The organism is Planotetraspora thailandica (assembly GCF_016863335.1).
Lineage (GTDB): Bacteria > Actinomycetota > Actinomycetes > Streptosporangiales > Streptosporangiaceae > Planotetraspora > Planotetraspora thailandica.
Map to the genome: position 1 here is coordinate 1 of NZ_BOOR01000055.1, position 21,628 is coordinate 21,628.

19 protein-coding genes are annotated in these 21,628 nt (G+C 70.6%); 8 read left to right on the forward strand and 11 right to left on the reverse strand.

Translation table 11 applies throughout. The features are described 5' to 3' along the window. Positions 1 to 285 precede the first annotated feature (285 nt). Complete coding sequence (locus Pth03_RS30120; RefSeq protein WP_203947808.1) at positions 286 to 1,377, forward strand: sulfite oxidase; 1,092 nt, start codon at positions 286 to 288, stop codon at positions 1,375 to 1,377. Here Pth03_RS30120 and Pth03_RS30125 read toward each other — a convergent pair. Further along, complete coding sequence (locus Pth03_RS30125) at positions 1,361 to 2,377, reverse strand: beta-propeller fold lactonase family protein (protein WP_203947809.1); 1,017 nt, start codon at positions 2,375 to 2,377, stop codon at positions 1,361 to 1,363. The genes Pth03_RS30120 and Pth03_RS30125 overlap by 17 nt on opposite strands. Positions 2,378 to 2,409: 32 nt before the next feature. Then, positions 2,410 to 3,681, reverse strand: coding sequence for a Dyp-type peroxidase (locus Pth03_RS30130; RefSeq protein WP_203947810.1), 1,272 nt, complete (start codon positions 3,679 to 3,681; stop codon positions 2,410 to 2,412). A gap of 150 nt (positions 3,682 to 3,831) precedes the next feature. Here Pth03_RS30130 and Pth03_RS30135 point away from each other — a divergent pair, with 150 nt between their 5' ends. The 6 genes from Pth03_RS30135 to Pth03_RS30160 all read left to right on the forward strand — a co-directional run bounded on the left by Pth03_RS30135 (position 3,832) and on the right by Pth03_RS30160 (position 9,075). Beyond that, on the forward strand, positions 3,832 to 4,326 hold the full coding sequence (locus Pth03_RS30135) for a Fur family transcriptional regulator (protein WP_239119474.1): 495 nt from the start codon (positions 3,832 to 3,834) through the stop codon (positions 4,324 to 4,326). Continuing rightward, positions 4,323 to 5,474 (forward strand): VIT1/CCC1 transporter family protein, encoded by a 1,152-nt coding sequence (locus Pth03_RS30140; RefSeq protein ID WP_203947811.1) that lies wholly within the window; start codon positions 4,323 to 4,325, stop codon positions 5,472 to 5,474. The genes Pth03_RS30135 and Pth03_RS30140 overlap by 4 nt, the downstream gene beginning before the upstream one ends. Before the next feature lie 163 nt (positions 5,475 to 5,637). Beyond that, positions 5,638 to 6,144: a hypothetical protein gene (locus Pth03_RS30145; RefSeq protein WP_203947812.1), complete on the forward strand. Its 507-nt coding sequence runs from the start codon at positions 5,638 to 5,640 to the stop codon at positions 6,142 to 6,144. Next, positions 6,141 to 7,169 (forward strand): peptidoglycan-binding domain-containing protein, encoded by a 1,029-nt coding sequence (locus Pth03_RS30150; RefSeq protein WP_203947813.1) that lies wholly within the window; start codon positions 6,141 to 6,143, stop codon positions 7,167 to 7,169. The genes Pth03_RS30145 and Pth03_RS30150 overlap by 4 nt, the downstream gene beginning before the upstream one ends. Further along, entirely contained in the window at positions 7,166 to 7,864 is a 699-nt protein-coding gene (locus Pth03_RS30155) for an ABC transporter ATP-binding protein (protein WP_203947814.1), read from the forward strand. Before Pth03_RS30150 ends, Pth03_RS30155 begins: the two co-directional genes overlap by 4 nt. Then, positions 7,861 to 9,075 carry an ABC transporter permease gene (locus tag Pth03_RS30160; RefSeq protein WP_203947815.1) on the forward strand — a complete coding sequence of 405 codons (1,215 nt, stop codon included), beginning with the start codon at positions 7,861 to 7,863 and terminating at the stop codon, positions 9,073 to 9,075. The genes Pth03_RS30155 and Pth03_RS30160 overlap by 4 nt, the downstream gene beginning before the upstream one ends. Before the next feature lie 33 nt (positions 9,076 to 9,108). Here Pth03_RS30160 and Pth03_RS30165 read toward each other — a convergent pair whose 3' ends face one another. The 4 genes from Pth03_RS30165 to Pth03_RS30180 form a co-directional block, all read right to left on the reverse strand. Next, positions 9,109 to 9,753, reverse strand: coding sequence for a response regulator transcription factor (locus Pth03_RS30165; RefSeq protein WP_203947816.1), 645 nt, complete (start codon positions 9,751 to 9,753; stop codon positions 9,109 to 9,111). Continuing rightward, positions 9,750 to 11,288, reverse strand: coding sequence for a HAMP domain-containing sensor histidine kinase (locus Pth03_RS30170; protein ID WP_203947817.1), 1,539 nt, complete (start codon positions 11,286 to 11,288; stop codon positions 9,750 to 9,752). Before Pth03_RS30170 ends, Pth03_RS30165 begins: the two co-directional genes overlap by 4 nt. A gap of 71 nt (positions 11,289 to 11,359) precedes the next feature. Next, the gene (locus Pth03_RS30175; RefSeq protein WP_203947818.1) at positions 11,360 to 12,229 is read right to left on the reverse strand and encodes an LLM class flavin-dependent oxidoreductase; all 870 of its coding nucleotides are present in this window, start codon (positions 12,227 to 12,229) and stop codon (positions 11,360 to 11,362) included. A 111-nt stretch (positions 12,230 to 12,340) separates the two neighbouring features. Continuing rightward, positions 12,341 to 13,531: an FAD-dependent monooxygenase gene (locus Pth03_RS30180; protein ID WP_203947819.1), complete on the reverse strand. Its 1,191-nt coding sequence runs from the start codon at positions 13,529 to 13,531 to the stop codon at positions 12,341 to 12,343. Between the two features lie 83 nt (positions 13,532 to 13,614). Between Pth03_RS30180 and Pth03_RS30185 the strand changes: the two genes are divergently transcribed. Further along, positions 13,615 to 14,316, forward strand: a complete 702-nt coding sequence (locus Pth03_RS30185) for a TetR/AcrR family transcriptional regulator (protein ID WP_203947820.1) — start codon at positions 13,615 to 13,617, stop codon at positions 14,314 to 14,316. On the opposite strand, the gene Pth03_RS30190 is transcribed toward Pth03_RS30185, so the two are convergent. The 5 genes from Pth03_RS30190 to kdpB all read right to left on the reverse strand — a co-directional run bounded on the left by Pth03_RS30190 (position 14,308) and on the right by kdpB (position 21,522). Next, a complete protein-coding gene (locus Pth03_RS30190) occupies positions 14,308 to 14,829 on the reverse strand; it encodes a PH domain-containing protein (protein WP_203947821.1) in 522 nt (173 codons plus the stop codon). The two genes, Pth03_RS30185 and Pth03_RS30190, sit on opposite strands and share 9 nt — an antisense overlap. A 147-nt stretch (positions 14,830 to 14,976) precedes the next feature. Further along, positions 14,977 to 16,389, reverse strand: a complete 1,413-nt coding sequence (locus Pth03_RS30195) for a TROVE domain-containing protein (RefSeq protein WP_203947822.1) — start codon at positions 16,387 to 16,389, stop codon at positions 14,977 to 14,979. A 467-nt stretch (positions 16,390 to 16,856) separates the two neighbouring features. Beyond that, positions 16,857 to 18,509: a potassium-transporting ATPase subunit KdpA gene (gene kdpA / locus Pth03_RS30200; RefSeq protein ID WP_203947823.1), complete on the reverse strand. Its 1,653-nt coding sequence runs from the start codon at positions 18,507 to 18,509 to the stop codon at positions 16,857 to 16,859. A 2-nt stretch (positions 18,510 to 18,511) separates the two neighbouring features. Continuing rightward, on the reverse strand, positions 18,512 to 19,384 hold the full coding sequence (locus Pth03_RS30205) for a potassium-transporting ATPase subunit C (RefSeq protein ID WP_203947824.1): 873 nt from the start codon (positions 19,382 to 19,384) through the stop codon (positions 18,512 to 18,514). 2 nt (positions 19,385 to 19,386) lie between these two features. Then, positions 19,387 to 21,522 carry a potassium-transporting ATPase subunit KdpB gene (kdpB, locus tag Pth03_RS30210; protein ID WP_203947825.1) on the reverse strand — a complete coding sequence of 712 codons (2,136 nt, stop codon included), beginning with the start codon at positions 21,520 to 21,522 and terminating at the stop codon, positions 19,387 to 19,389. Positions 21,523 to 21,628 lie beyond the last annotated feature (106 nt).

The window sequence follows — 21,628 nt, forward strand, 5'->3', positions numbered from 1 at the left end:
TGACGTCTCCGACGGAAAATCCAGGGGCGCTCACAGGCATGGCAATCACCACGCATCTCGCCAGGAGACTCGCAAGTTCAAGGTCACTCCCCAGGTTCGGGCAGAGGGCTCGTCGTTGAGACGCATAGCCGTACGGAAATCCATCCGGGGGCAAAAGGCGTACCGAGAAACCCGAACTTGGCGAGAACGCGCGGATGCCCCCAGCCGATCTGGCATTACACGGAGGCGCGATCGGCCAGGGAAGGGCGAAGCGTCCTTCCTGCGGGTTCGGGGTAACTCACAAACATGACGCTGTGGGGCAAACGTGACGACATGGTCGTGCATGAGCGGGAGCCGTTCAACGCCGAGCCTCCCCGCCGAGCGCTGGCGGGGAGCCCGATCACCACGCTGGACAGCTTCTACAGCCGCAACCACGGGCCCGTGCCCCAGGTTGACGCCGCCACCTGGCGGCTGGAGGTTGATGGACTGGTCCGGCGGCCGCTGAGTCTTTCCCTGGACGACCTGCGCGACAGGTTCGAGCACCACGAGGTGACCGCGACGCTGCAGTGTGCCGGGAATCGGCGGGCCGGGCTGATGGAGGTCCGCGACATCCCCGGCGAAGACCCGTGGGGTCCGTGCGCGACCTCCACCGCACGGTGGACCGGAGTGCGGCTCGCCGACGTGCTCGCCGAGGCCGCCCTGCTTCCCGATGCGGCCCACATCGCCTTCGCCGCCCCCGACGTCAGCCAGATCGCCGACCCGCCGCAGCCGTACGGCGGTTCCATCCCGGCGGGCAAGGCGTTGTCCGGCGAGGTCCTGCTGGCCTGGGCCATGAACGGCAGGCCGCTGCCCCGCATCCACGGTGCCCCGCTGCGTGCGGTGGTCCCCGGCTGGATCGGAGCCCGCAGCGTGAAATGGCTGCAGCGCGTCACCGCGCAGCGTGAACCGTCCGAGAACTACTTCCAGGCCGTCGCCTACCGCCTGCTGCCGCCCGAGGCGGACCCCGACAAGGCCGGGCCCAGCGACGGCATCTCCTTGGGGCCAGTCGCTCTCAACTGCGAAATCCTGCGGCCGGACGGCACCGGCCCGCTGCCCCCCGGCCCCACCGAGATCACCGGTTATGCCTTCGCCGGCGACGACCGCACCGTCGCCCGCCTCGACGTGTCGCTGGACGACGGCTCCACGTGGGCCCAGGCCGATCTCGACGAGCCTCGCGACACGTGGGCGTGGCAGTTGTGGCGGATCACCCTTGACCTGCCGCCCGGAGAGACCACGATCACCGCCCGCGCCTGGGACTGCACGGCCGCAGTTCAGCCGGGATGTCCCGGCGACCTGTGGAATCCGAAGGGTTATGCCAACAACTCGTGGGCCCGGCTGCGCCTCACCTGCCGCCCCTGACCTCCCGCGTGACGGCGATGCCGTACGGCTGCGCGCCGACAGGGACGGTGGCGACGATCTTGTTCGTGTGCGTGTCCAGCACCGCCACGTCGCCGTCGCCCTGGTTGACGACGTAGGCGACCCCCTGGCCCACCGCCACGCCGAACGGGTCGGTGGTGCCCTCGGTGCCGTCCGGCACGGTCGCGACCACCGTGCGGGTCTTCGGGTCGATCACCGACACGCGGGCGGGACCGAGGTCCGCCACGTAGACGCGCGTGCTCCCGGCCGCCACGCCGAAAGGCCCCACGCCGACCCGGACGGTGGCGACGACCTTGCCGGCGCGGGCGTCGATCACCGACAGGCCGGCCGATCCCTCGTCGGCGGCGTAGACCAACCGGCTGTCCGGGCTCACGGCGACGCCCGCCGGGGCCACGCCCACGGGAACCGTCGCGACGACCCTGTCGGTACGGGCGTCGATCACCGAGACGTCGTTCGAGCGCTCGTTGGCGGTGTAGACGAAGCGGCCGTCCGGGCCGGCCGCCACGCTCACCGGTTCCGCGCCCACCGGAACGGTCGCGACGACCCTGCCGGCGCGGGCGTCGATCACCGACACGGTGTTCGATCCGCCGTCGGCGTCGTAGACGTGCCGCCCGTCGGGGCTCACCGCCACCCCGACCGGTTCCGACCCCACCTGGACGGTTCCGGTGACCCGGCGGGCCCGTGTGTCGATCACCGACACGCTGCCGGACCGCTGGTCGGCGACGTACACGTGGTTCCCGCGCGGATCGGCGGCGACGCCCGACGGCGCGTCGCCGACGGGAATGCTCTCCACGACCTTCCTGGCGCCCACGTCGACGACCGCGACGTCGTCGGCGAACTGGTTCGCCACGTACAGGAACGTCCTGGCCGAGGGATCAGCCCGCGCCGCTGACTGCCACGCGGACGCCGCCGGGCCGTACAGCCCGGGGAGAAGACCCGCGGCGATGACCACGGTGAGCCCGCCTGCCCGGATGAAGCGCATGTCGTGCCTCCGTTCGGTTCGATGAGGAGCTGTCAGGCGAGCAAGCCCCGCGCGTAGTAGTCCGCGTTGTCGCGCACCCCCGGCAGGACGAAGAAGTAGCCGCCGCCGGTCGGGCTGATGTAGCGGACCAACGGCTCGGCCTCCAGCCGGTTCTGCATGGCGATATAGGTGTCCAGCTCCCGCTGGAAACAGCAGAAGACGTGGCCGACGTTCACGTCTCCGGCCGGGTCGGGAGTGCGCACGTACTGATAGCTGCGCCGCAGGATCGCACTCGTCGCCGCGGTCTCCGGCGTCTGCGGGTTGGCCAGGCGGATGTGCGAGTTCAGCGGCGTGATCGCCCCTTGCGGATCGTTGGTGTACACCGGGTCCTGGCTCTCCTCGGTCCCGTACATCGGGGCGCCGGAGACCTTGCGCCTGCCGATGATCCGTTCCTGCTCGCCGACGGGGACCTTGTCCCACTCCTCCACGAAGAACCGCACGATGCGTACGGCCTGGTAGGTGCCGCCCACGGTCCAGTCGGGCTCGCCGCCACCCGGCTGCACCCAGACCTGCTGGTTCATCTGCTGCGCGTCGCCGGTGTCCGGGTTGGCGATGCCGTCCTTGAAACCGAGCATGTCGCGCGGCGTGCCGGTCGGGCGGGGCGGGTTGACGAAGCCGTCCGCGCGCCAGCGGGGAGTGAGGACCCCCTTGGTGTGCGCGAGGACGTCGAGGAACGCGTGCACCAGCACGTCCCGATGGCCGGCGCACAGTTGCAGCAGCAGGTCGCCGTGGCATTCGGCCGGGTCGAGCCGGTCATACTCGAAGGGCCGCATCGTCTTCAGCTGGATGGGCTTGCGGCCGGCCAGGCCGTACCGGCCGTCGAAGAGGGACGCGCCGACGGCGGCGGTCACGGTGAGGCCGTCCGGGACGATGCTCCCGCCCAGCAGGCGGTCGTCGTGCGGGCCCGGGCCCGTCGCGGGCGGTGTGCTCCCCGACGTGAGCACGCGTGCCCGGTCGGTGAGCGTGCGGAACAGGCCGGTCAGCTCGTCGCGGTCGCGCGCGGTCACGTCGAAGGAGGCGAAGGTCGCCGCGGGCTGGGCCTGGGGCGGAGGAGGGCGGTCGATCCCGGCCTGATGCGCCGCGTGGAACGCGAACACGGCGGCGGCCGCGCCGTGACCGGAGGCTCGCGCGTCGGCGGCCCGCACCGCGTCTTCGGCCAGGAAGCCGGACGCCGCCCCGGCGGCGAGCGCTCCCTTGAGGAAGGAACGGCGTGAGAAGGACGACCGTGACCTTTCCTCCCGGCCATGAGGTGAGCTGTCGTTCATTCAGGCCCCCCGTGGGATGCGACGTCACTCGGGCCGCTCTCGCGCGTGCCGCCGGGGCGTGGCCGAATGACCGAACTGATCGTTTTTCGCGGGCCGCCGACCAGAGGCGGCGCACCGGATTCACGCAACCTTGTCCGGACAGTTTATACTTTGTCCAAGTACAAGATGGAATGGGGTGGGCGGCAGATGGCAGGCGAGGACGCCGCGCAGCTGCAGGAGGCCGGGCTGCGGGCCACCCGCCCGCGGCTGGCGGTGATCGAGGCGCTGCGGGCCATGCACGGGCACCACACGGCCGACGAGGTGCACGCCCATCTGATCAGGAACGATGTCGCGCTGCCCCGCACGAGCGTCTACAACTCGCTGACAGCCCTGGCGGACGCCGGTCTGGTGCTCCGCGCCGACGTCGGGCGGGGCGCGACGGTCTACGAATCTCGTACGGCCTGGCATCACCACTTCGTCTGCCGGCGTTGCGGCCAGGTCAGCGACGTGTCCTGCCTCGCGGACGCCAAGCCGTGCCTGAGCCCCGTCGACGACGTGGGACAGGTCGATGAGGCACAGGTCGTCTTCCGTGGCACCTGCCGCCGGTGCCTGGACGAAGAGGCCGCACACGACGAGCGGGGCACGAGGGGGAGAGACACACGATGAGCACCGACGTCAACGACGTCCACGCGGGCCACGACCGGAGGGCGGTCGCCCGCTACCGCGACCTGCTGCGGTCGGAGCGGGAGAGCGCCGCCCTCTACCGCGGCCTGGCCGACGGCTCCGACGGCGAGCGCAAGATGATCCTCATGGAACTGGCCGCCGTGGAGGAACGGCACGCCGCGCACTGGGCGGGCAAACTGGACGCGCTCGGCGAGAAGGTTCCCGACCCGGAAAGCCCGGGGCTGCGTACCCGGCTGCTGACCATGCTGGCCCGCCGGTTGTCCGCCGACGTCGTGCTGCCGTTCGTTGAGCGGGCCGAGCACTCCGACGCCGGCCTCTACGACGGCGACCCCGACGCCGCGCCGGGAATGGCCGTCGACGAGCGCTCGCACGCGCGCGTGCTCACCCGGATGCGTGACCAGGGCGGCACACGCGAGACCGGCCGAAGCATCGCCCGGCGGGAGTCGTGGCACCGCGGCGACCGCTCGGGGACGCTGCGCGCCGCCGTCTTCGGCGTCAACGACGGTCTGGTCTCCAACACTTCGCTGGTCATGGGATTCGCCGGGTCAGGAGCCGCCGGCTCGACCATTCTCTTCGCCGGTCTGGCCGGGCTCCTCGCCGGTGCCTTCTCGATGGCGGCCGGCGAGTACATCTCGATGCGCAGCCAGCGGGAGGCCTACGAGCGTGAGATCGCCCTGGAGTCCGAAGAGCTCCGCGACGACCCCGAAGCCGAGGCCGAGGAGTTGGCGCTGATCTACCGGGCCAAGGGCCTGGACGCGGAGGAGGCGGAACGCGTCGCCACGACCATCATGAAGGACCGCGAAGCGGCCCTGGACACCATGGTCCGTGAGGAACTCGGCCTCGACCCGGACGAGCTCGGCTCGCCGTGGTCGGCGGCTCTGTCCAGCTTCGTCGCCTTCGCCGTCGGGGCCGTCGTGGCCGTCCTACCGTACTTTTTCGGGTCCGGTCCGGTCGCATCCGTGGTCTCGATCGCACTCGCCGCCGTCGCCCTGTTCTCCGTCGGCGCCGTCCTCGGGCTGCTCAACGGCAGGGGATCGCTGCGCTCAGGCGCTCGCCAGCTTCTGATCGGCGGAGGAGCCGCCCTGGTCGTGTACCTCATCGGCCATCTGATCGGCACCGGCGCCCTGTGATCATGCGGCCCGCAGGTAGCTGAAGGAGACCGGTCCGGCAACCTGAGGCCGCCCGGGTCCCCCGAATGGGGGAGCCGCGGCCCCGCTCTCGCGCGATGCGCGCCGTCCTTCCCGCCGGAAACGTGGAGTCAGAGCATCTCCACCGTTCCGGAGGACGACATCCATGAAGATACGCAGAGCGGGGCCGTACCTGGTCGTGCCCCTCCTGGCTGCCTGCGCGACCGCCCCCACGTCCGGAGCGGCCGCCACGCCGAGCCCCACCGCATCACTGCTCGCGGTGTACCGGGAGCTCGCCGCCTGCCTGCGTCAGAACGGCGTGCCGAACTTCCCCGACCCGGTGCTGGACGCCCAGGGAAACCCTCAGGTGAACTCCTCGGTGAAGATTCCCGGCAGTGCCAAGACCGCGTGCGCGTCCATTGCCGCCCGGCTGCCCGCGGGGGGCGACAAGGGGCCGAAATACACGGCCGCCGAAATGGCCAAGCTGAGGCAGCTGGCGCGGTGCTTCCGCGAACACGGGGTCCCCGACTGGCCCGACCCCAACGCCCGGGGCGAGTTCCCCCTGCCGAAACGGCTGCTGGATCTGGGCAAACGCGGATGGCGTGATCAGCTTCCCGCGTGCAGGCAGTATTTCGTGGGCAAGAGCATCGTGATCGTTTCGGACAACGGATGAACCGGCCGAAAGCGATGATCGCCGGTGTCGTGGTGCTGGCGGGCGCGGGCGGAGCCTGGGCCGTGACGCGAGCCGAACCCGCGCCCGCCACCTCCGCGCCGCCGCCGACGGGCACGGCTCAGGTGACGCGCACCGACGTGACACGGCAACAGCAGGTGAACGGCACTCTGACCTACGCGGGCAGCTACCAGGTGTCCGGCAACGGCGCGACGATCACACGGCTGCCCGCCGTCGGCTCCACCGTCACCAGAGGCCGCTCCCTCTACGAGGCCGATGGCCGCCCGGTTCCTCTCCTGTACGGCTCCCGCCCCGCATGGCGCACGCTCGAACTGGGTGTGACCGACGGCGCCGACGTGCTGCAACTGGAGACCAACCTGCGCGCGCTCGGGTACACCGGGATCACGGTGGACCGGCACTTCTCTCTGGCGACCTACTACGCCGTCCGCAGGTGGCAGCACGACGCGAAACTCCCCGTGACCGGAACCGTGCCTCTGGGCCAGGTCGTCTTCCTTCCCGGAGCGCTCCGGGTGACGGGACACGACGTGCACCTGGGCGCGTCCGGCAGTGGGCCGGTGCTGCACGGGACGAGCACGGCTCCTGTCGTCTCGGTGGAGCTCGACCCCGCCCAGGTGCCAGGTGTCAGAGTGGGCGCGCCGGTGCTGGTCACACTGCCCGACGGCAGCACGAGGGACGGCCGGGTGGCGACGGTCAGCCCCGTGGCCGTCACCAACGAGGTGCAGGACGGGCCCGCGCAGTCGTCGGTGCCGATCACGATCCGGCTGTCCGGCCGCACCGGCCGCACACTCGACCAGGCGCTGGTCCAGGTCGCCCTAACCACTGAGGAGCGCAAGGACGTGCTCACCGTGCCGATCGTGGCCCTGCTGGCCAGACCGGGCGGGACGTTCGCCGTCTCCAGCGGCGGCCGCCTGGTTCCCGTCCAGGTCGGATTGTTCGACGAGACCAGCGGGCTGGTCGAGGTCACCGGTGTCGCCGAAGGAGCGAGCGTGGAGGTGCCGGCCGGATGAGCCATAGCGGAGTCCTGGAGCTGCGCGACGTGTGGAAGGTCTATCCGGGGGAGCCGCCCGTGGAGTCGGTCAGGGGCGTCGGCCTCACCGTCGAGGCGGGCGAGATGGTGGCGATCGTGGGTCCTTCAGGGTCGGGCAAGTCGACCCTCCTCCACCTCATGGCCGCGCTCGACCGTCCCACGTCCGGCTCGGTACGGCTTGCGGGGCACGCCGTACAGGAACTGGGGGAGCGCGGGCTCGCGGGCCTGCGTGCCCATCACGTTGGAGTCGTTTTTCAGCAGTTCTTCCTGCTGGACAGCCTCACGGCGCTGGAGAACGTCGCGACCGGGCTGATGTATCGCGGCGTCCGGGCCGGGAACCGGCGGGAGCGGGCGGCGCAGGCGCTGGAGCGGGTAGGGCTGGGCCATCGGGTCGGGCATCGTACGGCGAAGCTGTCCGGCGGGGAGCGCCAGCGGGTCGCGATCGCCCGGGCGCTCGTCGGCGCTCCGTCGATCGTCTTCGCCGATGAGCCGACGGGGAATCTCGACACGGCGGGAACCACGGAGATCATCATGCTTCTTCGGGAGCTCAACGCCGACGGCGCGACGTTGGTGATCGTCACTCACGACGGGGATGTGGCGGCCGCGTGCCCGCGCAGGATCGAGCTGCGTGACGGGAAAGTCGCCGGCACGACCGAACGGGAGGACGTGCGATGACGGCCGCCGAGGCCGCGACGCCTCCGCCGCCGCGGGTGCGCGCCGCCGACCTTCTGGCCGCCGGCACCCTGGGACTGCGCACGCGGCGCCTGCGGGCCGTCCTGTCGGGGCTGGGCGTGGCGATCGGCATCGCCGCCGTCGTCGCCGTGGCCGGGGTGACGACGTCCAGCCAGGCCGCCCTGCTCGCCCAGATCGACCGGCTCGGCACCAACCTGCTCACCGTCTCCAGCGGCACGGGCCTGTCGGGTGCGGAGCGGGAGCTTCCGGCGGAGTCGGTCCGGATGATCCGGCGGGTGGACGGCGTCCGCTCCGTCTCGCCGACCGCCCAGCTGACCGCCGTCAACGTGTACCGCAACCAGATGGTCCCCTCGGGTCAGACCGGCGGCCTGGCCGTACGGGCGGCCGACGTGTCGTTGCCGGCCACCCTCGACGGGCGGGTGAGCCAGGGCCGGTTCCTCGACGCGGCCACCGCCGCCTACCCCGTCACGGTCCTCGGCCACGAGGCGGCGACGACGCTGGGGATCAGCCGGGTCGACCCCGGCACGCGGGTGTGGCTCGGCGGCCACTGGTTCACGGTCGCCGGAATCCTCGACCCGTTCCCGTACGCTCCTGAAATCGACAGCTCCGCCCTGATCGGATTCCCCGTGGCGGGATCCATGTTCGGGTACGACGGGAACGCGAGCCGCCTCTACGTCCGGGCCGGACAGGAACGGGTGATCGAGGTGTCGGAACTGCTCCGGGCGACCGCCGACCCGGAGAACCCCGACTCGGTGGATGTGTCCCGCCCGTCCGACGCGCTCACCGCCCGGGTGGCCGTGGCCCAGTCGTCGGCCGCGCTGTTCCTCGGTCTCGGCGCGGTCGCGCTCCTCGTGGGAGGCATCGGGATCGGCAACATCATGGTCATCTCCGTGCTGGAACGGCGCGGCGAGATCGGGCTGCGCCGGGCGCTCGGGGCCACCAGAGGGCACGTCGCCGGCCAGTTCCTCGCCGAGTCGCTGATCCTCGGCGCACTCGGAGGAGCGGGGGGCGTGCTGATCGGCTGCGCGGTCACGGCGGCCCTGGCGCGCGGCAGGGGATGGGCGATCCAGATCCCGGCCGGGGCGCTGTGGGGAGGCGTGCTGGTGGCGGTGATCGTCGGCGGGATCGCGGGACTCTACCCGGCGGTCCGCGCCGCCCGCCTCCCCCCGGCCGAGGCGCTGCGGACCGGCTGAGGCGCTGCGGACCGGCTGAGGGCAGGGCCGCGGTCAGACGTCCAGGGCCTCATCCAGGGCGATGAGGCCCCGCTGCAGGCCGAAGATGGCGGCCTGGGTGCGATCGGCGAGACCGAGCTTGGTCAGGATGCTGGACACGTGCGTCTTCACCGTCTCCCTGCCGAGCTTCAGGGAGCGGGCTATCTCGGCGTTGGAACGGCCTCTCGCCAGTTCGGCGAGCACCTGGACCTCCCGGGGGGTGAGAAGGTCCATGGGGTCGCGGCGGCGGCCCTGGCGTACGCGTTCGATCAGTAGGGCCGCGGTGCCCGCCTCCAGCACGCTTCCGCCCACCGCGGCCGCCCGCACCGCCTCTACCACCCGGTCCACCGCCGTGGTCTTCGACAGGTAGGACAGCGCGCCCAGCCGGACCGCCTCGATCACTCGCTCGTCGTCGAGGAAGGAGGCCAGCACGATGACCGCCGGGCCGGGCTCCATCTCCCGGAGCACGGCCAGGCCGTCCTTGCCCGGCATCACCATGTCGAGGAGGACCACGTCGGGCCGCAGCGCGGCGATCGCCGTCAACGCCCGCGCCCCGTCCGGGCACTCGCCGACGACCTCGACGCCGTCCTCCTGCCTCAGAACGAAACGAAGGCCCTGGCGTACGACCTCGTGGTCGTCGACGATCAGAACACGGATCATGGTCGCTCGCTGAGGGTCGAGAACGCCGGGGCGTCGGTCGGGAACGCGCTTTCCGTGGCGGCGGGAGGCAGCATGGCGGCGACCGAGGTGCCCTCGCCGGGCGCCGTTCGCAGCTCGAACGTGCCGCCCAGTTCCTCCACACGCTCCCGCATGAGGCGCAGGCCCATCCCGTGGTTCACCGGCCCCGGATCGAAGCCGCTGCCGTCGTCGCAGATCTCCACCTGGACGGTCCCGTCGTCGAGGGCCAGCCGTACCCGCACGAGTCCCGGATCGGCATGCTTGATCGCATTGCTGAGCGCCTCCTGAACCAGGCGCAGCACGGCGTGCTCGGCGGAGGGCGACAGCGGGACCTCCTCTAGCCGGGTGTCCACCCGCAGGCCGAGCCGGGCCTCGTAGGCCCTGCACAGCTCCTCGATCGCGGGCACCAGGCCGGCGTCTTCGAGCGCGACCGGCCGCAGTTCGAGCAGGAGCGCCTGCATCTCACGCATGGCCCTGTTAGCGGTCGTTTCCATCGCCTCCGCCTCCTCCCGCAGCCGGTCGGGGGCCGCGCGCCGCATGCCGGCGGCCAGGAGGCTGAGGGAGAACAGATCCTGGGATATCGAATCGTGCAGTTCGCGGGCGATGCGACCGCGCTCGGCCTGGCGCGCCTCCGCCTGCCCCGCCGTCCGTTCAGCGCGCAGCGCCGACTCCAGCCGCACGGTCATGCGATTGAACGACTCCTCTAGCCGGCCCACCTCGTCCCCCTCCGTCACCGGCACGCGCGGGCGGAAGTCGCCCTGGGCGACCCTGCTCGTGATGCTCGCCAGTTGCCGCAGCCGGCCGAGGAGGCGGCGCGTGCTCAGCAACCCGAAGATCAGCCCCACGGGCACGGCGAGGAGAAGCACCAGGAAGCCGGGCGCGAGCAGCCGCAACAGGGAGTCGGGTGCGTTTCCCGGCCCGCTGTAGCCGGACGGCGCCTGCACGTAGACGTATCCGGCCAGCGTGTACTGCGATGCCTTGGCCGACTTGGTGGAGCGGAGTGAGGTGGGAGGGTAGAGCAGCACCGGGCTCAACCACCACGTCGTGCTCCCCGTGCGGGTCGTGCCGCTGCCGCCGCCGCCCTTCGGGAGAAGGCGGACGTCGAGCCGGGTGCCCGGATGGTAGGTGCCCATGGCGGAGCTGGCGACGACCAGCCCGTTCGCATCGGTCAGAGCCTCGATGGGCTGGTCCGCCGCCTCGCCGTGGGTGAAGGTGATCGGCACTCCCTGGTCCGGGTTTCCCTTGCTCCCGCCGATCGAGATCTCGTCACTGGTCACCTTCTGCGCCATGTTGAGCAGACCGGTCATGGGCACGCTGGGATTGGCCGCGCTGAGGTTGCTGACGGCCAGGCTGAGGATCTGCGCGTCGGGCCCGGCCTGGTTCTGAAGACGGTTCTGCAGGCCGGAGTCGCCGATGATCGACGGCACGTAGACGCCGAGCAGCACCGCCTCGACGACCGCGACGGCCGCGGCCGTCACCAGCACGTAGGAGGCGGCCATCCGGCGCCTTAGTCCCATAGGCCGCAGCGTAACTTTTCCGGGCGTGGCGATCCTCCCCCTGCAGAGGGAGGATCGCCACGCCGCAGAGACTAGGTCAGAGCGTCGGCGAAACGGTCGATCTGGTGCAGGTCGTTCGCCCAGCAGTAGAAGACGACCTCGTCGGCTCCGATTCCGGTCAGTCGATCGACGGCCTCGCGGACCTCGCCCGGGGTGGTGAGCATGCGCTCCACGACCATGTCGGCGTAGTGGGCCGGCAGGTCCATGTACTGCGGCCCGCCGCAGTACCGCTGAATGTGGAGGCGCGCCTCGTCGACGACGGGCTCCGGCCCGAGCGCCGCGTAGAGCTGGGCGACCAGCTTCGGGCGGCCACTGCGGCCGGCCGTGCGCCATTCCTCCTCGGTGATGCGGAAGACCCGGTCCATCTCGGCCAGGGGCGACGCGCAGAGCAGTCCGTCGCCGAAGCGGGGGATGCGCCGGATGGAGGCCCGCCGGAAACCGCCGAACAGGATCTCGGGGCCGCCGGGTCGCGTGGGTGCCGGGCCGATCGGCCCGCTCTCCTCCCCGTACGGCTCGCCGGACCAGATGCGCCGCATGTCGGCCATGATCCGGTCGAGGCGGGCCCCGCGCTCATGGGGATCGATCCTCGCGGCCTTGTAGTCGTCCCGGCGCGACCCCAGCCCCACCCCGAGGGTGAACCGGCCGCCCGAAAGGCGGTCGAGGGTGGCGATCTGCTTGGCCATCAGCGCGGGCTCGCGTAGCGGGGCGAGCAGCACCTCGGTCTGCAGGCGGATCCGGGTCGTCGCCCCCGCCAGCACGGCCAGCGCCACCAGGGGCTCCGGGTTGTCGTACACCAGCCGGTCCAGCAGGGCCAGGGTGCTGAAGGGGCCCGCGTCCGCGGTGCGCGCCCATTCGAGCAGAGCGGGCGGATCGCTGACGGGCAGGCCGAGGCCGACGTTCATGTGTGACACCCCCGTGGTCGAGGCCACTCTAACCACGGGCCGCCGCCGTACCGGATCATCAACGCGCCCTTGCGGGTGATCATGAATGCGCCACAAGCCGGGCGGCGGCCGTCATGGGGTCGTCGTCGGCGCGGGGTAGTCGCGCAGGTCGACGCCCGTGGCGTAGCCGTCGGTCAGCTTCATCATCATCCTGAGCAGGAACGGGTTGGAGAAGGTCCGGTCGCGCATCCGGATGCGGAGCCGGGAGGCCGGGGCGAGGAAGCGGCCGGCGTTCCCCGAGCGAGCGATCTTGGCGTAGCCGTACATGGTCTCGTCGTAGCGCGCGAAGGCGGTGCGGTGGTCGCCGCCTGCGGCGGCGAGCTCACCGGCGAGGACGTAGGCCCCCACGACGGCGAGCCCGGTGCCGAAACCACCGAGGACGTTGCCGTACGCGGAGTCGCCCACGAGGGCGGCCCGTCCGGAGGTGTAGGTCCTCATGTGGACGCGGCTGATCGAATCGAGGTAGAACTCGGGCTCGTCGTCGAGTGCGGCGATCATTTCGGGCACCCGCCACCCGCTTCCGGCGTACGCGTCCGCGAGCATGCGCTTCTGCCGGCCGACGTCGTGCCGGTCGTAATCGAGCTCCCTGGACGCGAACACGAACATCAGCGGCGTCTTCGGGCCGCCGTAGACGGCCAGCCGTCCCGGCTCGTTGTACATCAGCTCGACCGAGCGTTCTGCCGGCGGCGGGCCGGGAACAGGCAGGCCGGGGGAGCCACCGGCCACCGCGTAGTAGTAACCCAGGAAGCGCACGAACCGGTCCTCGGGCCCGAAGGCGTGGTGGCGCACCGCCGAGTGCAGGCCGTCCGCGCCGAAGACGAGGTCGAAGGTCTCCGGCGGGCGGCATGCGAAGGTCACGTCGACACCCGACGGAGTCTCGTCCATCGCCGTGATGTGATCGCCGAAGACGTACGCGCACGTGTCGGCGGTGCGCTCGTGCAGCAGCGTGCCGAGGTCGCCGCGCAGGATCTCCACGTCGCCGCCCGTGAACTCGGCGGGGATCGTGGCCCGCGGCCGGTCGTGCTCGTCGACGATCCGCAGGTCGGTCTTGCCGGTTCTGCGGAGGTGCACCTCGTCCCAGATGCCCATCTTCTCGAGCACCGTGCGGTGTGCCCGTCCCTTGAAGTCGACCGCCTGGCCGCCGCCGCGCAGGGAGGGCGCACGCTCCACCACCGTGACGTCGTAGCCGTACCGGCTGAGCCAGTAGGCGAGGGCGGGGCCGGCGATGCCGGCGCCGGAGATCAGGACCTTCTTGCCGGGCATGGCACCTCTCCCGATTAATTGCTTCCACCGGACACATTAAAGCGTCTGATAGAAACAATTAGGTTGTCAAGCTCGGGAGCGAGATGGTGAACGAGAGGATCGCGGCCCTGCTCTGGCCTGAGCACGAGCGCGCGAAACGGGGGCCCAAGCCGCGAATGACCGTCGCGCGCATCGTCGAGACCGCGATCGCGGTGGCCGACAGAGACGGCCTCGACGGCGTGTCCATGCAGCGGATCGCCGACGAGCTCGGAGCGACCAAGATGTCGTTGTACCGCTACACGCCGGGCAAGGCCGAGCTGATGGCGCTCATGCTCGACACCGCCGTCGGCGGGCCGCCCGAGGCCCTGCGCGAAGGCTGGCGCGAAGGGCTCACCGACTGGGCTCTGGCACTGCACGACGCCTTCCGGCGGCACCCGTGGGCGCTCGAACTCGCGGTCGGCGCCCGTGTGTTCGGCCCCAACGAACTCGACTGGATGGAGGCGGGGCTGTCGGCGCTCCGCGACACTGCGCTGAGCGGCGCGGAGCGCGTCGACGCGCTGGTCCTCGTGACCGGTCACGTACGGAGCATCGTGCAGCAGGGGGCCGCCCCAGGATCGCCGGAAGGACCCGAGCGCGGGGTCGACCGGCTCATGGCCGGCATCATCATGGCCAACGCCGGGCGATATCCCGAAACGCTGGCGGCCTTCGCCTCGGCGCGCACCGCCGGAGAGCAGGACCAGGCGCTCACCTTCGGCCTCGACCGCATCCTGGACGGCCTCGGCGTCGCGATGACGCGCTCAGGGTGAGCTCGGGCGGCGCACCGGGACGCCGTGCCTTCGCAACGTGTTCAGGAAGGCGCGCTCGTCGGCAGGGGTGACTCCGTAGTGAGCGCCGTTCCTGGTTGTGATCACGAGCACGTTGTTCGAGGGATGTGTGGCGCACATCCGGATCCGGCCGACATCGGTGCAGCGCATGCCGTACAGGGCGATGCCCGGCAACGCCAGTGAGGCGGCCGATCCGGCTGACAGGTGGGCGGTCCTCGTCACGGACGTGATGTCGGACAGGCGGATGCGGTAACGGAGCAGCGGTCCGTACTGCGCCGTCAGCGTCGTCGGCGACGTCACGTAGCGCATCAAGGGGAAACACAACGCGAGAACCATGAGGTAGGCCGAAGCGACGGCGAGGACGAGGCCGGCGACGAATTCGGCACGGGTTTCGCCGGTGACGCTTTTTGCGGCCGCGAAGCAGACGGTCGCCGCCACGACGGCCAGCGACAGGTAGCCGCGGGACGGCCGGGGTGTGAAGCGCTCGGGAGGCATCAAGTTCCCTTCCTCAGGAATGAGGGCCCGGCGTATGACCGCGCCGGGCCCTCGGATCTCAGCCCTGCCCGGGCCGCATCCCGTGGTTGCCGTTCTTCTTTCTCCGGGTTCGTTTCTTGCGTGCGCGTTTGGACATGGTGATGCCTTTCAGAAGGGCCAGGCGCCGGCGCGTGCCATCTCGATATGCGTGATCGCGGCGAACCAGGCGTCGGCGGGTTCGGTGATGATGTGTTCGTGGCCGGGCACGGTCACGGCCTCGGCGGCCTCGACGGCGGCGCCGGAGTGGGTGAGCACGATGACCCGCTCGTGCCCTTGCACGTGCTCGCGCAGCGCCCGGGCCACCGTCGAGGGCCCCTCGGGCGCCTGGAACCGGCCGAGGACACCGATGAGACGCTCGCTTTCCTTGATCTCCACCGGTCCCGTGACGGGTCCGCACTCGACGAGTTCCGCCGAGGGGGACCGCTGCGCGAGGGCCGAGCCGAAGACGGCCGCGGCGTCCGCCCGGGTGAGCGCCGATGCCGAGGAGACCGTCTTCGACATCTCCTCGCTGCGGTCGACCAGGATCAGCGTGCGACCGGACAGGGCGGGCACCTGGGCCGTCGCGTGGTCGAGGGCCTGCTCCAGCGCCCACGACCATCGCGCGGAGGTGACGGAGCGGTACGCGGACAGGATCTCCACGGGGAGGGCCCTGCCACGTTTGACCGACTTCGCGTGGGCCAGGTCGGACGAGATCCAGTCGGCGATCTCATCGGACACGCCCGCGAGGTCGAAGTCGCGCAGGTGGGCCAGCCTGTCCCGGTAGCTCATCGGCGGGACGACCGTGGCCCATGCCTTGTCGGTCATCTCCCCGCCCAGCCACGCGCTCACGTGCTGCCACGACATCGCGGCCTTGACGAACACGCCGGCGGCGTCGGGCCGGTCGAACACACGTGGGCGCTTTTCGGCCGGCAGAGCCTCCAACTGGGCGCGGGCGACCAGCGTCGTCAGCGATGAGGGAACCGGGTGGGTGCCGCGCCGGCGGAGCGCCGCGTATTGGAAGACCTCGTTCTGGATCTTGCCGAGCGCTTTCGGATGGGTGAGGGCGATCACCTCGGCGAAGCGCATGGCGGCGTCGTCGGTGTCGTAGGTGGCGAGCGCGATCTCGTCGTACAGCCGCTCGGCGGCGTCGGCCACCCCCGCCTTCACCGGCTTGGGGATCGACCGGCCGTACCGGCGGAGCCAGTGTGCGAGCAGGTCGCCCGGCTCGTCGGGGCGCGACAGGACTTCGTCGATCACCTCGCGGATCTCTCCGGGGGCCGCGAGCCCGGCGTCCGTCCGTGCGTGCACGAACTCCACCGCGACCGCGATGCCGAACCACCGCAGCGCGGGTTGCGTGCGGGCCCAGCCGATGAATCCACGCATCCACGCGTCGTCGGCGACCGCCAGTTGACCGGCCAGCGAGGCGTGACGCTCGCTCAGATTCCGCGCGTTCGGGTCGGCCAGCGCTCGCGCGGCGAGCAGGAACAACTCCTTCTTGGCGGTTGCCACCGCTGAAGGCGCGAGGGAGTGAGGTGTGGTCATGGCTCTTTCTCCATTGATCGGCGGGAAATGGTCCCGCCATTGGAAAGGGCCTCCCGGAATGGAGTGACCGGAATTTTCCGTGAACGCCGAAGGCGTGGCGAAAAGGGATGCGGCGTGCCCGTTCGCGCAGGCGCGGCGATCGCCCGGGAGGCCGTCCCGCCGGACCACGTCATCGTGGTCGCGGGGCGGTGAGGATCAGCCTGAACGGCGGACGTCCATCACCAGAACGAGCGATCCCGGATCAGGGAACGCGGTGTCAATCGGGAACGTGAAAAGAGAGACGACACTCGCGCGTGGAATTCTCCGCGCATGCCGTTCCCCCTTCCCTCCGGAATTCCTGATTCGTTCGAGAATTCACTATGTCGCTTCGGGGAACGTCCGGGCAAGAGACTTTGACGCCTCCCTGATGCCCATTTCCCGCACAGGCATGACCCGTGCGCCGAGCAGGCCCCGGCGCACGGGTCGGATCAGCCCAGCAGGCCGTCGGCGAGCGGGCCGAGCGACAGCGCGGGCAGGAAGTTGAGCAGCGCCACGATCAGCGCTCCGCCCGTGGCCAGGACGACGAAGCTGACGCCTTGAGTGCGCAGCGTGCCGGCCGTCACCGCGACGGGCTGCTGCCGGACGAGCCGGCCGGCGAGCGCCAGCACGAACACGATCGGCAGGTACCTCCCGACGAACATGGCCACGATCATGGTGAGGTTGTAGAACATCGTGTTGCCGTTCAGCCCGGCCATGGCGCTGCCGTTGCTGTTGACGCTGCTGGTGAAGGCGTAGAGCACCTCGGTGAGGCCGTGCGCCCCCACGTTGCCCATCGACGACACGCCCGCGGGGAGCCCGACCGCGATCCCCGTGAACGTCAGGACCAGGGCGGGGGACACCAGCGAGTAGAGCACCACGTACCGCATCTCGGAGAAGCCGATGCGCTTGCCCATGAACTCGGGCGTGCGGCCCACCATGAGGCCGCCCAGGAAGACCGCGATCAGCACGATCATGATCAGGCCGTACAGGCCGCTGCCCGTGCCGCCGGGGGCGATCTCGCCCAGCATCATGGCCGCGAGCAGCACTCCGCCGCCGAGGCTGGAGAAGCTGTCGTAGGAGGAGTTGAGCGCGCCGTCCGCGGAGGCCGTCGCGGAGACGCCGAACAACGTGCTTCCGGGGATGCCGAAGCGGGTCTCGGTGCCTTCCATCTGTGCGCCCACCGCCTGCGCGACCGTGCCGGTCTGCGCGCTCTGCGCGAGGTTGCCGGCGGCCAGCAACAGGCCGAACAGGATGCCGACCACAATCAGCAGGGTCCAGCCCAGCCTGAGGTTGCCGGCCATCCGCCCGAAGGTGCGGATGAAGGCGGTCGGGACGATCAGCATGATCAGGATCTCGAGGGCGTTGCTCAGCGACGAGGGGTTCTCGAACGGATGGGCGCTGCTGGTGTTGAAGAAGCCGCCGCCGTCGCCCGTCATGAGCTTGACCGGCTCCCAGGAGCCGACCGGCCCGCCGATCAGGGTCTGCGTGCCGCCCGCGACGGTGTTCACGGCGTGCGCGCCGTCGAGGTTCTGCTGGACGCCCATGCAGATCAGCAGGAGACCGAAGACGACCGCCAGCGGCAGGAGCACGCGGAACACACTGCGGACCAGGTCGACCCAGAAGTTGCCGATTTCGGTGCCGCTCCGCCTGACCAGGCCGCGGATGAGCGCCAGGCCCACGCACATGCCGACGGCGGCGGAGGCGAACCCCTGCACGCCGAGGCCCGCCATCACGGCCAGGTGGCCGGTGGTGGACTCGCCCGCGTAGTTCTGCCAGCTCGTGTTGGTGGTGAAGCTGACCGCGGTGTGCAGCGCGAGCTCCCACGGCATGCCCGGGTGGCCGAGCGACCACGGCAGGGATCCCTGGAGCCTCAGCAGCGCGAAGAGGGCCGCGATGCTCACCACGGAGAAGGCCAGAAGAGCCAGGACATAGTGGCGCCAGTCCTGCTCACGATCGGGGTCGACACCGCAGATCCGGTAGAGACGGCGCTCGATCGCGAGGTGGCGGCCGCCGTCCAGGGTGCGGGCCATGTAGTCGCCCACGGGGACGTGCAGGGCCACCAGGAGGGCGAGGACGAACAACGCTTGCAGCCAGCCGTACATGATCAGGACTCCCGGTCCAGCGCGAGGTTGAGCGTCAGGACGTTCACGCCGGGCTCTCCGAGGAAGCCGAGGGCGCGGCCGTCGGTGTTGGCTTTGATGAGTTCGGTGACCGTGTCCAGGCTGAGGCCGCGTTCTCTGGCGACGCGCGGCGCCTGGAGGGCGGCGTAGGCGGGCGAGATGTTCGGGTCGAGGCCGCTGCCGCTCGCGGTCACCGCGTCCGCGGGCACCACAGGGAGAGCGGGGGCGTCGCCGCGGACGGGGACGATGAGCGCCTTGCCGTAGTCGGTGCCCGGCTGCGCGCACCCCACGGTCACGCCTTCGTAGACAGGCAGGAACGGCGTGGCCGGGCACGCCTGGTTGAGGCTCACCACGCGGGTCGCCCGCCCGGTCAGGCCCTGCTCGCGGAACACGCCGAGCACGGCGCCGACTCCGTCTGAGGTGCAGTACGGCCGGGCGCCGCTGACCCCCTCGAACTCGCCGACGGCCTTGCTCCGCTCACACACTTGGGTGAGGAGGCTCAGCTTGCCCGAGTCGGGCTCGCCCGGCGTGGGCAGGACGTCGACGACGCTCTCGGAGCCGAGGTTGCTCGCCGCGGTGGAGCCGGGGTCGTAGCCGTCGCCGGCGGCGGAGGGGCGGCTCTGGAAATACCGCCTGATCGGCGTGCCGTCCGTGCCGGTGAAGGACTGGCCGATGAGCTCGCTGCCGACCGGCTTGCCGTCCTTGTCGACGGGGGAGCCGTCGGCCCGGTGGCCGAACACGGCCTGAGCGACGCCGGTCATCGCGAGCGGGTAGAGCAGGCCGACGGTGAGGGTGAGCACCACCACCACCCGTACGGCCGCCAGATGGTGGGCGAGCCACCGCGGAAGACGATTCATGATCAGATTCCTGGAATGAACTGGACGACGAGGTCGATCAGCTTGATGGCCACGAAGGGCACGACCACTCCGCCGAGGCCGTACACCCAGAGGTTGCGGGCGAGCAGTGTGGAGGCGCTGGAGGGCCGGTAGCGCACGCCCCGCAGGGCGAGCGGGATCAGCGCGACGATGACGACGGCGTTGAAGATGACGGCGGACAGGATGGCCGAGAGAGGCGAGTGCAGACCCATGATGTTGAGGCGCTGCAGCCCCGGGTAGATCGGGCCGAACATCGCCGGGAGGATTGCGAAGTATTTCGCGATGTCGTTGGCGATGGAGAACGTGGTCAGCGCCCCACGCGTGATCAGCAACTGCTTGCCGATCTCCACGATTTCCACGATCTTCGTGGGGTCGGAGTCGAGGTCGACCATGTTCCCGGCTTCCTTGGCGGCCGAGGTGCCGGTGTTCATCGCCACGCCGACGTCGGCCTGTGCGAGCGCCGGCGCGTCGTTGGTGCCGTCACCGGTCATCGCGACCAGCCGCCCGCCCTCCTGCTCCTTCTTGATCAGCGCAAGCTTGTCCTCGGGGGTCGCCTCCGCCAGGAAGTCGTCCACCCCCGCCTCGTCCGCGATCGCCTTGGCGGTGACCGGATTGTCACCCGTGATCATCACGGTGCGGATGCCCATGCGGCGCATCTCATCGAAACGCTCACGCAGACCGGGCTTCACGACGTCCTTGAGACGGACGACGCCGAGCACGCGCGTCTGCTCCGCCACGACCAGGGGCGTCCCACCGGAGGAGGACACCTCCTCGACCACGGCGGCCAGTTCCGGCGGGACCGACCCGCCGTTGTCGCGCACCCATGAGGACACGGACGCGGCCGCGCCCTTACGCAGGACGCGCCCGGGGAGGTCGACCCCCGACATCCGGGTGACGGCCGAGAAGGGCACCCACACCCCGTCCGCCTCTGCGCCCGCATCCGGCCCGACGCGCTTGCGGGCCAGGTCCAGGATGGAGCGTCCCTCGGGAGTCCTGTCGGCGAGGCTCGACAGCAGGGCGGCGCGCGCGAGGTCGCTCTCCCGCGTCCCGCCGACCGGGATGAAGGCGTCGGCCTGGCGGTTGCCGAACGTGATGGTGCCGGTCTTGTCCAACAACAGGGTGTGCACGTCACCCGCGGCTTCGACGGCACGGCCCGACATCGCGAGCACGTTGCGCTGCACCATCCGGTCCATGCCGGCGATTCCGATCGCGGACAGGAGCGCGCCGATCGTGGTCGGGATCAGGCAGACCAGGAGTGAGACCAGTACGACGCCCGCGATGCCCGAACTCGTGATCGCCAGAGTGTCGGGAGCCGCGGCCATCACGCCCTTGGAGAAGATCGCCATCGGCTGCAGAGTCACGGTGGCGAACAGGAAGATGATGGTCAAAGCGACCAGAAGCAGGTTGAGTGCCAGCTCGTTCGGGGTCTTCTGCCGCTTGGCGCCCTCGACAAGGGTGATCATGCGGTCGATGAAGCTCTCGCCCGGCTCCTGCGTGATCCGCACCACGATCCGGTCTGAGAGGACGCGGGTCCCGCCGGTGACGGCGCAGCGGTCGCCGCCGGACTCGCGAATGACCGGGGCCGACTCTCCGGTGATGGCGGACTCGTCGACACTGGCCACCCCGTCGACCACGTCGCCGTCGCCCGGGATCAGGTGGCCGGCGTCGACGGCCACGACGTCCCCGCGCCGCAGGCGGTCGGCGGGGATCTCCTCCTCACGGATCGCCGACGGCGGGGCTCCTTCCGCCCAGCCCACGAGGCGCCGCGCGACGGTCTGCCGCCTGGTGAGACGCAGGGTGGCAGCCTGGGCGCGGCCCCTGCTCTCGGCCACGGCCTCGGCCAGGTTGGCGAAGATCACGGTCAGCCACAGCCAGGCGGTGATCAGCCAGCCGAAGACGGAGGGGTGAGGGATGGTGAACACCGTGGTCAGCAGAGCGCCCACCTCGGTGACGAACATGACGGGGTTGCGCCACAGGACTCTCGGGTCGAGCTTGCGCAGCGCCTCCGGCAGCGACTTCCAGAGCTGGCGCGGATCGAGCAGCCCACCGGCGACGCGGTGACCGGGGCGGGGCTCCTCCGTGCGGGGGGCGTCCGGCGCGACCGGCGCTTCGGTGACCATCAGAACCTCTCAGGGGAGCGGATCGCGAGAAGCAGGTACACGAGTAGGGCGATCGAAACGATCAAGCCGACAAGATTTTCGAAGGTCATGCAAGATCACCACAAGA